Here is a 14,545-nt window from a genome sequence, read left to right on the forward strand (position 1 = left end):
TATTAACAATAATTATCAGTTGAACATGCGTATCAATTGCGCAAAAAAGATGGAAGTTTTCACAAATTGAGCTGCGCCCTGTCAGCAGCCTGAGTCCCGTTGGGATAGATGCCCCCTGTCGGAGCCTGCTGTAGAAAAATGGATTCTTTTCTGTACAAGAATGTATGCCAAAGGATTTCAATCCCAACAAATAGACAAACACACTTACCCCAAGCTGCCCGCAAAACGCCGCGCATAATCCTCGCGGATAAAGGCTTCAACAACATAATCGATAAAAACGCGCGTTTTTCTTGGCAGCAGGTTTCTGCTGGCGTAATACAGTGAAATGGCGCCTGCATCGGCCCACCATTGTGGCAATACTCGAATCAACTCCCCCGATTCCAGGCACGGCAGAACATCGGGAACCGCCAACAGCGCCACCCCCAAGCCCAAGCGGGCCGCTTCGCGCAATGCGGCAGGATCGTTGACGACGATCGTCTCACGCAAGGCGGCAGTCACCTCGTCGCCCCGGGCATTGCGCATTACCCAGGTTCGGATTCGTCCGGTTGAAAGCGAGCGCATCACTATGCCATCCAGCGCTACCAACCCCGAAGGCTCAACCGGTGGTGTGAGGCCAGCGAGATAGGCGGGTGACGCCACGGCAATAATGTGCGCCGGAGCCAGGGTGCGCGCCACCAGGCCCGGCATCAAATCGAAGCCCCCGCCGATGGCGGCATCATATCCCTCGGCAACCACATCTACCGCCCGGTTCTCAAAATGCCATTCGGGGCGAATACGCGGATAACGCGCCAAAAACGTCGGTAATAAGGGCAATAAGTGGCTCACACCAAAACTGGGCGCCAGACTCACCTTGAGAACCCCCGTTGGTTCACCTTCTTCCACCGATACCGCTGCAATGGCCTCCTGCAAGGCAGCCAGATTGCCGCTGACAGATGCCAGAAAATGCTCCCCCGCCTCGGTCAAGGCCAGCTTGCGGGTGGAGCGATGGAACAGCCGTACCCCCAGATTGCGTTCCAGCATGGCCACATTGCGGCTGACGGCGGCCGGGGTCAACGCCAGGCGTCGCGCCGCCGCCGAGAAGCTACCGCTTTCGGCACTGCGCACAAAGGATTCAAGGTTGGCGAGGGTTTCCATTCGCTCATATTAAATTAATGCTTGAAAATAATTCAAATAATTACCATCTAATCATATGGAAATAAAAGCGCGATAGTGGCTCCACCCAACAAAACCCTGTAACACAATGGAGTCAATCATGAACAGTATCGCAACTAACCAACACCTTCCCCTGACTGGCAAAACCGCTCTCGTCACCGGGGGTTCCCGCTCAATGGGTGCGGCTATCGCCAAGCGCCTGGCGGCAGAGGGAGCAAGCGTCGCCTTTACCTACGCCGGTTCAAGGGCGCAAGCCGAAGAAACAGCGCGAGCGATTGAAGCTGCCGGAGGCCGTGCGCTGGCCATCCAGGCCGACGCAGGCGACCCCGATGCTGTCCGCGCCGCCATTGCCAGGACGGTTGAAGCCTTTGGCGGATTGGACATCCTGGTCAATAACGCGGGTATTGCCCTGGGTGGCCCGATTGACCAGATCACCTTTGAAGACTATCAGCGCATGATCGCCGTCAACGTGACCGGGGTCTTCGTGGCAACCCAGGAGGCTGTGCGCCATATGCCTGCGGGAGGCCGCGTCATTCATATCGGCAGCTCGATGACACGTTACGCCTCATTCCCCGGCGCGTCGCTCTATACGCTCACCAAGGGCGCTGTGACCGGCTTCAACCGCAGCCTGGTACGCGACCTGGGGCCACGGGGTATCACTGTCAATACGGTACACCCAGGCCCAACGGATACCGATATGAATCCTGCCGAGGGCGATCTCGCCAAATTATTGATCCCCAATATGGCCGTTGGGCGCTATGGACAAGCCAGTGAAATCGCCGATGTGGTGGCTTACCTGGCCAGCCCCGGCGCGGCCTTTGTGACCGGTGCCGACATAGTCGTCGATGGCGGTTTTACCGCATAAATCATTGTAAAGAGAACCAAGCCGGTTCTCTCCCTGTTGCAACCTTTTTACTTTTTTGAGGAGTCCCATCATGAGTACAACTTCCCCCATCGGCATCATTGGTGCCGGCAAGATCGGCACCGCTTTTGCACGCGCCCTGGCACGCCGCCATATACCGGCGATCATTGCCAACAGCCGTGGGCCAGACAGCCTGCGCGCCTTGACAGAATCGCTTGGCCCCGGCATCCGCGCTGGCACTCGCGAAGAAGCCGCCGCGCAAGCGCTGGTGCTGGTTGCGGTGAGCTGGTCGAAATTACCGGTAGCCCTGGCTGGATTGCCAGACTTTGGCGGGCGCATTGTAATAGACGCGAACAATCCCATAGAGGCACCGCTGTTCAAACCGGCGGAGTTGAACGGCCAGACATCGAGCGAAGTCTTTGCACGCCTGGTACCCGGCGCGCGGGTGGTCAAAGCTTTCAATCACCTGCGCCCTGAATTGCTGGCCGCCGACCCCGGCGTCCAGGGCGGGCAACGGGTTCTTTTCTATGTGGGAGATGATCCCCAGGCTAAGGCTGAGGTCGGTTCCCTGATCCGGCAATTGGGTTTTGCCGATATTGATTTGGGTGAGTTGATCCCCGGTGGAAAGCTGACACAGTTCCCCGGCGGCCCCTTGCCTGCCCTTGACCTTGTGCGGTTTGGCTAACGCTGGAGAACTTCATCATGTCTGCAACCCTGTTATTTATTCACGGTGCCTGGCTGACCCCGGCCATATGGCAGCCCTGGCAACGCCGCTATGAAGCACTCGGATACACCACCTTGGCACCCGCTTGGCCCTTGTTGGATCGCCCCATAGCCCAGTTGCGTGATGCGCCTGATTCCGAGCTGGGCCAGCTCACCCTCGGTCGAATCCTTGACCACTATGCCACCATCATCGCTACCTTGCCTGAGCCGCCCATCCTTATCGGGCATTCCTACGGCGGATTGATCGCGCAGATGCTGTTGGATCGGGGGCTTGGCAAAGCCGCTGTTTCCATCGCACCAGCACCCGCTGCCGGTATTTGGCCTGGCCTTAAAGCGTTTCGCTCAGCTTTACCGGTGTTCCTCGCCTGGCGCGGTTGGAGCCGCGCCCTGACCATGAGCCAGGAATCCTTTGCAAGGCATTTTGCTAATGGCCTGGATGAGTACGCACAACGTAAGGTTTATGAGGAGCATCTGGTGCCGACACCAGGACGCATCTACTACCAATCGGTACTGGGCATTAATTCATCCATTAATTGGCGTAAATCCGACAGGGCGCCACTGTTATTGATTGCTGCACAAAATGACCGGATTGTCGAACCGGGGATGGTGAAGCAGCAGTTTGAGCGCTACCGTGCTGCCTCTGCACATACAGAGCTGCATTCATTTCCGGAGCGGGGGCATTGGTTAATAGCCGACCAACGTTGGGAGGAAGTCGCCGATGCGGTATTGGCCTGGGCAAAGTTGCAATAGTGTATTGATGAATAACCATCAAGCCAGGGATCGGCTTTCAATCTGAACCGTTCAACTTTGCTGAAAAATGATATTGTCGATATGGTTGAACCTGCACTGAAAAACGCTCCGCAAACCAACCCGGCATTTAACTTCAGAGAAACCGATTGTGAACGATGAATCTAGCTGGCTATGCCTTATTTTCTTCATCGTTGCCCTGTTGTATGCCGCTGTTGGTCAAGCGGGTGCTTCAGGTTACCTGGCAGCCATGGGTTTGTTTGAGTTTTCACCCGACGCCATGAAAACCACTGCACTTTCACTTAATCTGTTAGTCGCCGGGATAGGAACTTTGCTGTTTTGGTGAGGTGGGCTGTTATCCTGGAGGACATTTTATCCCTTCGGCATTTTAGGGATTCCATTTTCCTTTCTCGGAGGTTTGATTCAACTACCGCCCCATTTTTATTACCCTGCTGTTGGTGCAATATTGCTGGTGTCTGCATTGCAGATGTTTCGCTCATCGCGCAAAAAAAACGTCAACCCACCCACAATTCCCACTCACCCGCCTTTCGCTCCCGCGTTATTAACGGGGGCCCTGATTGGGTTAATATCCGGTATGACCGGAACAGGCGGGGGTATTTTTCTCGCCCCCATCATCCTTACCATGAATTGGGTCAGCATGCGCAAAACAGCCGCCGTAACAGCGGCCTATAATCTCTTGAATTCAGCGGCAGCATTAGTCGGTTCTTATGCTGTTATTGATGCAATTCCACAAGCCTTACCACTCTGGCTTGTTGCCGTCGCTATAGGGGGCGCAATAGGTGCGTTCATCGGGAGCCGCTACCTACCGGAGCACCTGTTACGTTACCTGCTATCAATTATTCTGCTGGCATCAGGTATCAAATTAATACTGACATAACACTTCACATAAGTAGCTGAAGAAATACACATGCCATGTCGGCCCCAACCACAACAGCAGAATTCAACCATTACTTGTGACTGAGTATCAAGCGGGGTACTGCAGGATGCTCAGCGCTCGGTTTTAGGCAGCCACAGCACCAGGGGTGCAAGCAGCCTGGGTTGCCAGGCCAGTACAAGGGCAATGGTAAGTGCCGCTACTGCCAGCAGCATGACCCACACCAGGGACGCCATGGTGGCGTGATCCACTGCCAGGCAAAACACCAGGGAGATAAACAGCGAGGTTCCCCCCAAATAACGCAACAAGCGCACAGTCGCAGGCGACGGCAAGCCGCTCCGGACTTGCTTCCAGTGACTATCCATCGCCAATGCCAACCAGCCCATACCACAGATACCCAGGATGACCGCCGCCAGTAACAGCAGATTAGCCATGTTGCACCTCCGTCCCATTGGCGGAATTGGTCACTGGTGCAGGAATTGCCGCCTGCGCCTTGCGCCCCAAATGCCGCGCTGCAACCAGCGCCAGGCCGGCAGCAACCAGCAGTACCAAATCCAGGCCGGCTACCGGCCAATAACCCTCACCCAGGGTTTTACCCAGGTGATCACCTGTCGTCACCCAATTAAACAGCACCGCCAATGGTGCCAGCACAACCAATGCCAAACACTGCTCGCGCCAGGCCGGGTTAAGTCGTCCCTGGGCCACAGGTGCACTGCGCCAGAAGGCATGGGCCATCGCCAGCACCCAGGTGCCCCAGAAGCAATATTGCTCCAGGCTGCCACGCCCCGGCCAGGTGTCCGGTAAGGTTTCGGGCAGCAGGCGATTGGCAATCAGGATACCCAGGGTTGCAAGCAGCATACCTGTCACTGTAGTGACCGCCAGGGCATCTACCACGCGCGCGCCCTGGCTGCCCTGTTTGGCATGCTGGCGTTTGCGCTTTTCCACAAAAAAGATAAAGCCGGTAGCAATACACACACAGCCGGCCAAGCCGCCAAAGACATAGAGCCAGCGCAGCAGCCAATGGCGGAAATGCTGCAGGTGTAATCCGGTCAAGAACTCGTTGATATCGTCAACCAAACTGGGGGGAGGATCTTCACGCAGTACCTCACCGGTACTGGCTTTGAAATGGATACCCTCACCAGTCAGCGCAATACGATCCGTGCCCGCGCGATAAATACTCACATAGCCGTTGGCATCGCCCACATGGCGCAGGGCGAGAAAGCCAACCTCGCCCGCCATTCCCCGCTCGGCCCAGCGTCGCTGGGCCTCAGCCACCATGGCATCTACCGAGGCAATGGGCGCCGCAGTACCTGCGCGGTCGTGGGGCAGGCCGGTTTCTTCCGCGTCCAACACCTCGTGCTGTTCATGCAGCGGCTCCAGCTGGGTGTGGGAGACCGGGAAATAAATGCCGGCAAAAATCACCAGGCCGGTAAAGGCAAAGAAGAAGTGGAACGGCAAGGCGACAACACCGGTGAGGTTATGTAAATCCAGGGTGCTGCGCTGGGTGGTTTTTTTGGGGCGGAAGGTAAACAGCTCGCGGAATAGCTTGCGGTGCATGATCACCCCGCTAACCAGTGCCGCTAACATCACCAGCGAGGCAAACCCCACGATCCAGTAACCCAGGCTCATCCAGTGAAAATTCAGGCTGTAATGCAGCGGATAAAAAAACTGGCTGCCGATCTTCAATTGGTCGTCGGGGAAGGCAGTGCCTGTGCGCGGATCTATGGTGCGCGATCCCCACACGCTCTCTTCCGGATCTTTGGCATTGGGCACTATATAGCCGGCAAACAGGTTAAGTACCGGGTCGCGATGGGTGGTATAGGCGCCCCAGGTACGAACCGTGTCGTAATACTCGGGCATAGGGCCATCTACCCGGCTGCGCATGAACTCAATACTTTCCTTGCTCGGCTGCATATCTTCAAAAATCGGACGCAATAACTTATCAAAGGACGGCATGGGCTGCGGCTCATAGCGGGATTCGGGAATGGCCCAGCGATCTATCTCCCGATCAAACACCGACAAGGCGCCGAAGAAAAACACCGCCATCAACACAAAACCCAACACCAAGCCAAACCAGGTGTGTAACCAAGCCATGGATAAACGCAAATTCTGGAACATGGGTATCTCCTCACACCAACCAATGCTGGATTAACGATGCCAGAATAGTCATGAGTACACCGCCACCAACCAATACCAGCCAGGCGCGGCTAAGCGAGCGCACGGCAAAGGCCCACAAGAACACCGTCAGGTACAACAAAAAGCCCAGCATGCTGGACAGGTGCTCAGCATCATGGAAAGGCATTCCCAAGGCATAGAGCCCGGCCAGCGCCAAACCTATAAAACCCCAGATAAATACGTAGCCGCCCAGAATGGCAGCAGTAATCCGGATAAGGATGTGACGTCCCGAAGGAGTGGCCGATGAAACGGAAGAGGATCGTGCGGACATAAGCAATAACAAGGCTCGGCTAAAAACAGGAATTATTACATAAATGATAACTATTCGTATGAATAACGCCTAAATTCTTTTTCCAGCTACTTACGCCCCTTTAAATGACACAAAATACCAAATAGAAATTATTATTATTTACATGCCAAATTACGCTAGCTATAGTGCCTCCGTTTTTATAACAACAGCCCTTTTTACTGAAAGCGATCCTTGGGGAACCTATGACTACCTCCACTCCAGTATGTACCACTCGAATTAAACCGCTGGCCCTGGCTATCCTGACCATCGCCACACAAGGATTGATCATCAGCCCATGGGCCCAGGCTGCACAAAGCGCCGACGATGGAACCGGCAACAAGGCTGTGATGCCTACCGTCGTTGTTGAGGCCATGAGCGAACAAGACCCAAGCAAGAGCTACATCAACTACAAACAAGCCAGCGTGACCCGCAACGGACTGGATGTAAAAGACACACCGCAAACTATCGATACTATTGATGTACAGAAATACAAACTCTACGGAGTGAATGACCTGAGCGTGATGCTCACCGGCACCCCCGGCGTCAACACCCAATACGATATGCGCGGCGATGGCATTATGATCCGCGGCTTCAGTGCCGATAGCAGCGATATTTACCGCGATGGTATTCGCGAGAGCGGCCAGGTACGACGCAGTACATCCAATGTCGAGCGCATCGAAATCCTGAAAGGCCCAGCTTCCCTGCTCTACGGCCGCAGTGCCGGCGGCGGCGTGGTTAACATGGTGAGCAAGTACGCCAACTTTGAATCCTTCAGCAACGCTGGCCTTTACCTGGGCAGTTGGGGCAATCGCGGTTTCACCCTGGATATCAATCAGGTCAACAGCGAAAACCTGGCGGTGCGAGTGACTGCCGAAGCCGGTGACAGCGAAAGCTTCCGCGATGGCATTAGCAATGAAATCAACATGGTTTCCCCCAGCTTTACCTACAACAATCGCGCCGGCCTGGAGTGGACGGTACAGTACACCTACGACAAGTTAACCCGGGTTCCCGACCGCGGCCCCGCCTATGACAGCCTGCCCTCCGGCACCTCCATTCGTACCGGCTTTGCGCAGGAGGGTGATTATGTGGAAGATATCCTGAATTCCGTGCGCTCCGATGTCCGCTATCAGTTAACCGATAACTGGAACCTGCATTGGGTTATTGCCCACCGCGAAGCTGAACAAAACTTTGATCACTTTTTTGCCGGTACCTGGTGTAACGACCTGGGCAAAACCCTGGCAGGGGCAAACTGTACCTGGAATGGTTATGTACGCCAAAACTACGCCTGGCAGGAAACCATCAACAAAACCAACTCCCACATTATCGAGCTCAGCGGCCAATTCAATACCGGCAGCCTGGAACACCGCCTATTGGTTGGCATAGATTCCGCCTGGGAAGTGCGTGAACCCGAGTTGTTTAGCAACAGTGGCTCCAATAGCATCTATGGCTACATCAATCCGTTTAACAATGAGGATCGCTATAACGAACTGGCAACCAAGGGGCATCCTGCTGCATCGCAACACAACTTCCACCAAGCCGAAGCCCATGCCGCGTTTATCCAGGATGTAATTACCCCGGTTCCCGATGTAAAACTCATTGTGGGCGCGCGTTATGACTGGTATGAATTTGAATCCACCAACCGTTTGCTCGCACCGGGAGCTGCCAACCGCCAGCGCGGCTACAGCGATGGCAATGTCAGCCCCAGTGTGGGGTTAACCTGGCAACCTGTACCGGCACACAGCCTTTACGTTTCCTACAACGAAAGTTTCGCACCCTACGGTGGTCGCGGCATGTTGAGCGTGTCGCCCAGCAGTACCGCGGTATACGACGATGAACCGCAATTCCAAAACCAATACGAACTGGGCATTAAAAGTGACTGGCTGGACGGACGCCTGAATACCCAATTCGCCTTGTTTTCCATCGAGAAAAACAATATCCGCTATCGCCCCGACCCGGATAACGATCCCTTCACCTGGGCAGTCCAGGGCGAACAGCGTTCACGCGGTGCCGAGTTCAGTTTTATTGGCCGGGTTATTGATACCGTTTATGTACGCGGTGGCTTTGGCTGGCTGGACGCGACAGTAGAGGAAGACGTGGTATCACCGCTGTTGGTGGGTAATTATTTGGCCAATACCAGCAAGGAAAGCGGCAACCTGTTTATTCGCTATGTGCCCAGCGACCGCTGGTACGGCGAGGTGGGCGTAACCCACGCTGGCGACCAGTGGACGAACATTGCCAACACCAGCAAGCTGGATGGCTACCAGCGCATCGATGCAGCCCTGGGCTACAGCCTGAACAACATCAACATTACGCTGGCGCTTTCCAACCTGACCGACGAGGAATACTGGCGCTCATCCTCCATGCCCGGCTCACCCCGCAGCCTGCTGCTGCGCGCCAATTATCAGTTCTAACCCGCAATACAGAGATTATTGGCAAAAGGAGTTGCCCCTTCCCCTCAAAAACGTCAATCCGCCAACTCATCAAACGATGATTGGTTACTGGTATTGAGCTGGTAATACAAACCACCCTGCTGCATTAACTGTTGATGGTTGCCCTGCTCCACCAGGCGACCATGGTTTAGCACCAGTATTTGGTCTGCTGCGCGGATGGTTGCCAGGCGATGGGCAATGATAATACTGGTGCGACCTGCGCAGAGTACACGCAGTGCGCGCTGGATTTCCGCCTCGGTAAAGCTGTCGATATTGGCGGTGGCCTCATCGAGGATAAGTATGCGCGGATTCATCAACAAGGTGCGGGCAAAACTCAGCAACTGGCGCTGGCCAATCGACAGGTTGCGACCGCGCTGGCCCAGCGGGGTTTGGTACCCCTGGGGCAGGCGTTCAATAAAATCGTGGGCGCGCACGGCTTTGGCTGCGGCAATCACCTCTTCATCACTGGCGTTTGTAGAACCGTAACGCAGGTTATCCATAATGCTGCCAGAAAATAAAAACGGCTCCTGTAACACCATGCCAATCACATGGCCGAGGGAATCCTGGGTAAGGTCGCGCACATCCTGTCCATCAATCAATACCTGCCCTTGCCATACATCATAAAAACGGTGCAACAAAGCAGTAATACTGGTTTTGCCCGAGCCGGTGGGGCCGACCAGTGCAGCGGTGGTATAAGGTGCGATATGAAAACTGATGTTGTGCAATACCGGTTGATTGGGTTTGTAACCAAAAGTCACTGCACGGAACTCAATATCCGGCACTGGATTATCCAGCACGCGCGCATTGGGCTTATCCTGCAGGGTGACCGGCAAATCCAATACTTCGAAAATCCGGTAGGCCGCGGCCATGGCGCGCTGCAATACCGTGTATTGCATAGACAGGGTGCGAATGGGATCGAAAAAGCGCTGCACATAAAACAGGTAAGCAACCATCACACCAACCTCCACACGGCTGTGCAATACCGCTACACCACCTGCCACCACCACGATGGCCATGGCAAACCCGGTGAGGATATCCACACTCGGCACCATGATCTGCGAGGCGCGCGACGAGCCCAGCTGGGCGTCCAGGTTTTCCCGCGCTATAGGTTCATAGCGATTAAAGTTGAAGGATTCGCGGCGGTTTTCCTGCACAGTGCGAATACCATTGATATTTTCTGCAAGTGCGGAGTTGACGCGCGACGATGCCTCGCGCGCGCGGCGAAACTGGCGCCTGGCCCAGGGCAGCCACACCAGGCGGATCAAGACCAATACGGGCAATACTGCCAGCGTCAGCAATCCCAACTGCCAATCGAGCACCAACAGCACCACAACAATTCCCAACAGCAGGCATAGATCACCCAGCGCAGAAATGGAACTCTCCATAAATTCCTGCAAGGCATTTACATCGCCCTGCAAGCGCGCCATCAGGCGCCCTACCTGGGTTTGGTCAAGCAGGCCCAAAGACACCTGCTGTAAATGGGCAAACATGGCGCGGCGCAAATTAAAAATGACTCGCTGGGCAATACGTGCAGTGCCCCACTCCTGCAGGAAATTAAACGCAAAATTCAATAGTACCAGCACAGCAAATATCGCCAGGGCAAATGGCAGCGCTGTGGATAATGGCAGCACTGTGGATAGTGCAGCGGTTTCCGCCGCATTATCCACTACGCCGCGAATTGCCAGAGGGATTGCAACCTGTACCAGGGCGTAAAGCACCACAGCTAACATGCAGCCCGTTAATGGCAATCGATAAGGGCGGATATAACCCCACAAACGTCCCATAATGCCGCTGTCAAAACGGATAAAAATATCATCGTCAAGGTTGACACCATCCTGGTCGGGAGTACCCAAACGACCGCCACCGCCCGGGAAACGCCCCGCAGGTTGATCGTTAAGCAAGGACGATGACAAGGGTGAAGGAGAAGCCGGCATAGTCATGAACAACGTGTCCCTATATCTAACCGCGACGCGGTATCTGGCCGCAGTTGGTCGGGCAACTGTGCACTGGCGTATTGCAATTGCCAGAGCGCGGCATACTGGCCACCCTGGGCGAGCAATTGGTCGTGGTTGCCCCGCTCCACAATGCGCCCCTGCTCCAGCACCAGGATTTCATCGGCGTGTTTTACCGAAGACAGCCGGTGGGCAATGATGATGGTAGCGCGCTCATTGGCCTGGTCGCGCAGTCGCTCGCGCACCCGCGCTTCCGTGAGTGCATCTATTGCGGCAGTGGCATCGTCGAGGATTAGCAAGCCGGGTTTATTTAACAGGCCGCGTGCAATCGACATGCGCTGGCGCTGACCGCCGGACAGCGCGACACCGCGCTCGCCGACACGGGTTTCATAAGCCGCCGGCAAGCGTGCGATATGCTCATGGATTTGTGCTTGCTCAGCGACATCGCGTACATCGGCAGCGTCTGCCAGTGGCTCGCTGTAGGCCAGGTTGTGATACACACTGGTGTCAAATAAAAATACATCCTGTTGTACCAGGTTGACATGTTCACGCAATGACGCCAGGGTCAGTTGGCGAATGTCCTGGCCATCAATAGCAATACAACCCTGGTCCACATCATAGAAGCGGGGAATCAGTTGGGCGATGGTGGATTTGCCGCTTCCCGGCGGGCCGACAATAGCCAATGTCTGGCCAATACGCACCTGGAAACTGATATCGTACAAAGCGGGTGAATCTGTACCGGGATAGGTAAAACCCACGCGCTCGAAACGCAATTCTCCCTGGCCAAGTTGTAAGGGTTGTGCACCAGCTGCATCGCTGATTGCGGGTTGGGCATCGAGGATTTCAAACAGGCGACCACCGGCAGAACTGGCGCGTGCGCCGGCATTCACAATCATCCCCACCTGGCGCACCGGCTGTTGCAGGATCAACATAAATGTCAGGAATTCCGTCAGCAATCCCAAACTGAAACTGCCTTCGGCAACACGCTTACCCCCAAACCAAAGCACCAATCCCATCGCCGTATAAAATGCCAGGTTCATAATACTCATGGACCAGACCCGCGCACTGATACGTTCATCAGCTACCTTGAGCGCGCGCGCCGATACTTCGTCGAAGCGCTGCAATTCATATTGCTGGCGGGAAAAAGCGCGCACAACCCGCACCCCTTGCAGGTTCTCCTCCATTTTTAACGTCATATCTGACATTAGCTCTTGCAGGCGCAACCAGGTGCGGCGCAGGCGTATTCCCATAGAGCTTGCACGCACCAATACCACCGGAACAAAACTCAGCGCCAAGGCTCCCAGTGCCGGGTCAACACCCAGCAAACGCCAACTGCCAACCCCCAGCAATAACACCAGGGTGATAATGCGCAGCACACCCATTTCGAGGAAGGCGCGCACGCCCTCCAGGTCAAGCATCCCGCGCGCGATCAAATCGCCGGAGTGACGCAGATCGTGAAAGGTAAAATCCAGTTTTTGCAGTTTGTCAAAAAACGCCAGGCGCAAATCGTAGCCGACACGCTGGGCAATGTTTTCGCCCAAATAGCCCTGCACGCCGGTACACACACCACGCAGGCTGGCCGCTACCACAATCAATCCGGCTGAAAGCCATAACGCGTGGGTTGCACTGCCAACTACCGCGTGTGAACCTGCCAGCAACACCATGGCATGGTTAATCGATTCCCCCAGCAGGCGCGGTGTTACCAGGCCCAATATGGCAGCGCCCAGGGCACAGCTAATCGCTGCAGCAAAACGCCAGGGATAATTCAATGCCAGGCGGTTAAGGCGCCAGAGCACCTGGGGCATGGTTTTAAAATCAATAGCGGGGACTACCGCAACAGCAGCATCCCCGGAAGAAGGTTTGGCCATACGTCTATCATCAAAAAAAGGGGCTAAATCAACTAGCCAACAAGCTTCAGGCCACGCGATGTTTTTGGGTATTGTGTCGCTGGCTGTAAGGGTTCTCAGGTCGATCCAATCCCAGGCTTTCACGGAAAGTCCCGCCTTCGTACTCAGTGCGGAAAATACCGCGACGCTGCAATTCAGGTACCACCAGGCGGGTGAAATCCTCAAAGCCCTGGGGCAGATAAGGTGGTACCACGTTAAAGCCATCTGCACCGCGCTCGACAAACCATTGTTCGATAGTGTCCGCCACGGTTTTCACCGAACCTATGGCCTGCAAATGACCGCGCGCGACACGGAATCGCAGCACCAATTGACGAATAGACAGGTTCTCACGGCGCGCTAATTCCAATTGCTGCTGGAAACGGCCACGGCCATTTTCGCCACTCTGGTAGGGCAAATCAGGCAAGGGACCATCGACGTCATAGGCGGAAAGGTCAAATCCGCCGAAGTGTACGTTGCTGACATCGACCAGATCCTGCAACTCGCCAAATTTATCCTGCGCTTCCTGATCCGTTTCGGCCACAACGACCGATAGGCCGGGAGTGATTTTCAACTGGTCTTCGGCGCGACCATATTTGGCCATACGGCTTTTTACATCCTTGTAAAACGCCTGTGCCACTTCCAGCGATTGCGCTGAGCAGTAACTCATTTCAGCGATACGCGCAGCAAACTCGCGCCCGGTATCCGAATTACCGGCCTGCACCAGCACCGGATAACCCTGGATAGGCCGCGGAAAATCCAGCAGACCATCTGAGCCCAGGTACTCGCCCTTGAATTGCAGTGGATGCGCTGACGCAGGATCGTAAAATTGCCCTGCTGCACGATCGGGATGGTCAAAGGCATCATCATCCCAGGAATCCCACAAGCGCTTGGATAACTCGACAAATTCTGCGGCGCGCTCATAGCGATCTTCGTGGGCACGAGGCTCATCCAAACCGAAATTCAATGCGGTGTGCGGTGAAAAGGAAGACACAATATTCCAGCCGGCGCGGCCATTGCTTAAATGATCCAGCGAGGTAAATTTGCGCGCGACATGGTAGGGATGGTCGTAATTGGTATTCACCGTCGCCACCAGGCCTATGTGTTTGGTTTTCATGGCAATCGCCGATAACAGGGTGAAGGGCTCAAACTGGTAGCTGATGCCGCTGCGTCCGGTATCGGCCGTTATTTCACCCGAGCGCCCAATAAAATCGGCGAGGAAAAAGGTGTGGAATTTCGCGGCTTCTGCCAGCTGCGCACCGCGCACCCACCAATCGAGGCTGGGGCGGCCATTGTCTGCGGAGCTGGGATGGCGCCAGGCCGCCAGGTGATGGCCAAAGCGCTGCAGGAATACGTTGAGAATCAATTGACGTTTTTGGGTGGTCACGGTCGCATATCTCAGCAAAAAAATAATTTACGGGGAGAGGGACAACCCTTC

Annotated in this window: 13 protein-coding genes; 6 read left to right on the plus strand and 7 right to left on the minus strand. The window is 55.2% G+C overall.

The window, feature by feature from the left end; genetic code table 11:
* Window positions 1–204: 204 nt before the first annotated feature.
* Window positions 205–1,134, minus strand: a complete 930-nt coding sequence (locus tag CJA_RS11130) for a LysR family transcriptional regulator (RefSeq protein WP_012487902.1) — start codon at window positions 1,132–1,134, stop codon at window positions 205–207.
* 118 nt (window positions 1,135–1,252) lie between these two features.
* On the opposite strand from CJA_RS11130, the gene CJA_RS11135 reads away from it, so the two are divergent.
* The 5 genes from CJA_RS11135 (at window position 1,253) to CJA_RS11150 (ending at window position 4,382) form a co-directional block, all read left to right on the plus strand.
* On the plus strand, window positions 1,253–2,017 hold the full coding sequence (locus tag CJA_RS11135) for a 3-oxoacyl-ACP reductase family protein (protein WP_012487903.1): 765 nt from the start codon (window positions 1,253–1,255) through the stop codon (window positions 2,015–2,017).
* Window positions 2,018–2,087: 70 nt separating this feature from the next.
* The gene (locus tag CJA_RS11140; protein ID WP_012487904.1) at window positions 2,088–2,699 is read left to right on the plus strand and encodes an NADPH-dependent F420 reductase; all 612 of its coding nucleotides are present in this window, start codon (window positions 2,088–2,090) and stop codon (window positions 2,697–2,699) included.
* 17 nt (window positions 2,700–2,716) lie between these two features.
* Complete coding sequence (locus CJA_RS11145) at window positions 2,717–3,487, plus strand: alpha/beta hydrolase (protein WP_012487905.1); 771 nt, start codon at window positions 2,717–2,719, stop codon at window positions 3,485–3,487.
* A gap of 148 nt (window positions 3,488–3,635) precedes the next feature.
* Window positions 3,636–3,830: a hypothetical protein gene (locus tag CJA_RS19670; protein WP_202944157.1), complete on the plus strand. Its 195-nt coding sequence runs from the start codon at window positions 3,636–3,638 to the stop codon at window positions 3,828–3,830.
* A gap of 6 nt (window positions 3,831–3,836) precedes the next feature.
* The gene (locus CJA_RS11150) at window positions 3,837–4,382 is read left to right on the plus strand and encodes a sulfite exporter TauE/SafE family protein (protein WP_202944212.1); all 546 of its coding nucleotides are present in this window, start codon (window positions 3,837–3,839) and stop codon (window positions 4,380–4,382) included.
* Between the two features lie 110 nt (window positions 4,383–4,492).
* Here the strand turns inward: CJA_RS11150 and CJA_RS11155 are convergent, their stop codons facing one another.
* The 3 genes from CJA_RS11155 to CJA_RS11165 are packed head-to-tail and all read right to left on the minus strand — an operon-like array spanning window position 4,493 to window position 6,825.
* On the minus strand, window positions 4,493–4,813 hold the full coding sequence (locus CJA_RS11155) for a DUF3325 domain-containing protein (protein WP_012487907.1): 321 nt from the start codon (window positions 4,811–4,813) through the stop codon (window positions 4,493–4,495).
* A complete protein-coding gene (locus tag CJA_RS11160) occupies window positions 4,806–6,497 on the minus strand; it encodes a PepSY-associated TM helix domain-containing protein (RefSeq protein ID WP_012487908.1) in 1,692 nt (563 codons plus the stop codon). Before CJA_RS11160 ends, CJA_RS11155 begins: the two co-directional genes overlap by 8 nt.
* 10 nt (window positions 6,498–6,507) lie before the next feature.
* The gene (locus CJA_RS11165) at window positions 6,508–6,825 is read right to left on the minus strand and encodes a hypothetical protein (protein WP_049765449.1); all 318 of its coding nucleotides are present in this window, start codon (window positions 6,823–6,825) and stop codon (window positions 6,508–6,510) included.
* Between the two features lie 221 nt (window positions 6,826–7,046).
* On the opposite strand from CJA_RS11165, the gene CJA_RS11170 reads away from it, so the two are divergent.
* Window positions 7,047–9,254: a TonB-dependent receptor gene (locus CJA_RS11170; RefSeq protein ID WP_012487910.1), complete on the plus strand. Its 2,208-nt coding sequence runs from the start codon at window positions 7,047–7,049 to the stop codon at window positions 9,252–9,254.
* A 53-nt stretch (window positions 9,255–9,307) separates the two neighbouring features.
* Here the strand turns inward: CJA_RS11170 and CJA_RS11175 are convergent, their stop codons facing one another.
* From CJA_RS11175 to CJA_RS11185, 3 genes are read right to left on the minus strand one after another with little or no spacing between them, the layout of a single operon-like run.
* A complete protein-coding gene (locus tag CJA_RS11175; protein ID WP_012487911.1) occupies window positions 9,308–11,212 on the minus strand; it encodes an ABC transporter ATP-binding protein in 1,905 nt (634 codons plus the stop codon).
* Entirely contained in the window at window positions 11,209–13,092 is a 1,884-nt protein-coding gene (locus CJA_RS11180) for an ABC transporter ATP-binding protein (protein ID WP_012487912.1), read from the minus strand. Before CJA_RS11180 ends, CJA_RS11175 begins: the two co-directional genes overlap by 4 nt.
* A gap of 46 nt (window positions 13,093–13,138) precedes the next feature.
* The gene (locus CJA_RS11185; protein ID WP_041551464.1) at window positions 13,139–14,494 is read right to left on the minus strand and encodes an LLM class flavin-dependent oxidoreductase; all 1,356 of its coding nucleotides are present in this window, start codon (window positions 14,492–14,494) and stop codon (window positions 13,139–13,141) included.
* Window positions 14,495–14,545: the final 51 nt, after the last annotated feature.

The organism is Cellvibrio japonicus Ueda107 (genome assembly GCF_000019225.1).
GTDB classification, from domain to species: domain Bacteria; phylum Pseudomonadota; class Gammaproteobacteria; order Pseudomonadales; family Cellvibrionaceae; genus Cellvibrio; species Cellvibrio japonicus.

Coding starts and splice junctions, on each gene's coding strand:
- CJA_RS11145 (WP_012487905.1), top strand. CDS start 2,717: ATGTCTGCAACCCTGTTATTTATTCACGGTGCCTGGCTGACCCCGGCC.
- CJA_RS11165 (WP_049765449.1), bottom strand. CDS start 6,825: ATGTCCGCACGATCCTCTTCCGTTTCATCGGCCACTCCTTCGGGACGT.
- CJA_RS11130 (WP_012487902.1), bottom strand. CDS start 1,134: ATGGAAACCCTCGCCAACCTTGAATCCTTTGTGCGCAGTGCCGAAAGC.
- CJA_RS11155 (WP_012487907.1), bottom strand. CDS start 4,813: ATGGCTAATCTGCTGTTACTGGCGGCGGTCATCCTGGGTATCTGTGGT.
- CJA_RS11135 (WP_012487903.1), top strand. CDS start 1,253: ATGAACAGTATCGCAACTAACCAACACCTTCCCCTGACTGGCAAAACC.
- CJA_RS11160 (WP_012487908.1), bottom strand. CDS start 6,497: ATGTTCCAGAATTTGCGTTTATCCATGGCTTGGTTACACACCTGGTTT.
- CJA_RS11140 (WP_012487904.1), top strand. CDS start 2,088: ATGAGTACAACTTCCCCCATCGGCATCATTGGTGCCGGCAAGATCGGC.
- CJA_RS11180 (WP_012487912.1), bottom strand. CDS start 13,092: ATGGCCAAACCTTCTTCCGGGGATGCTGCTGTTGCGGTAGTCCCCGCT.
- CJA_RS11175 (WP_012487911.1), bottom strand. CDS start 11,212: ATGACTATGCCGGCTTCTCCTTCACCCTTGTCATCGTCCTTGCTTAAC.
- CJA_RS11170 (WP_012487910.1), top strand. CDS start 7,047: ATGACTACCTCCACTCCAGTATGTACCACTCGAATTAAACCGCTGGCC.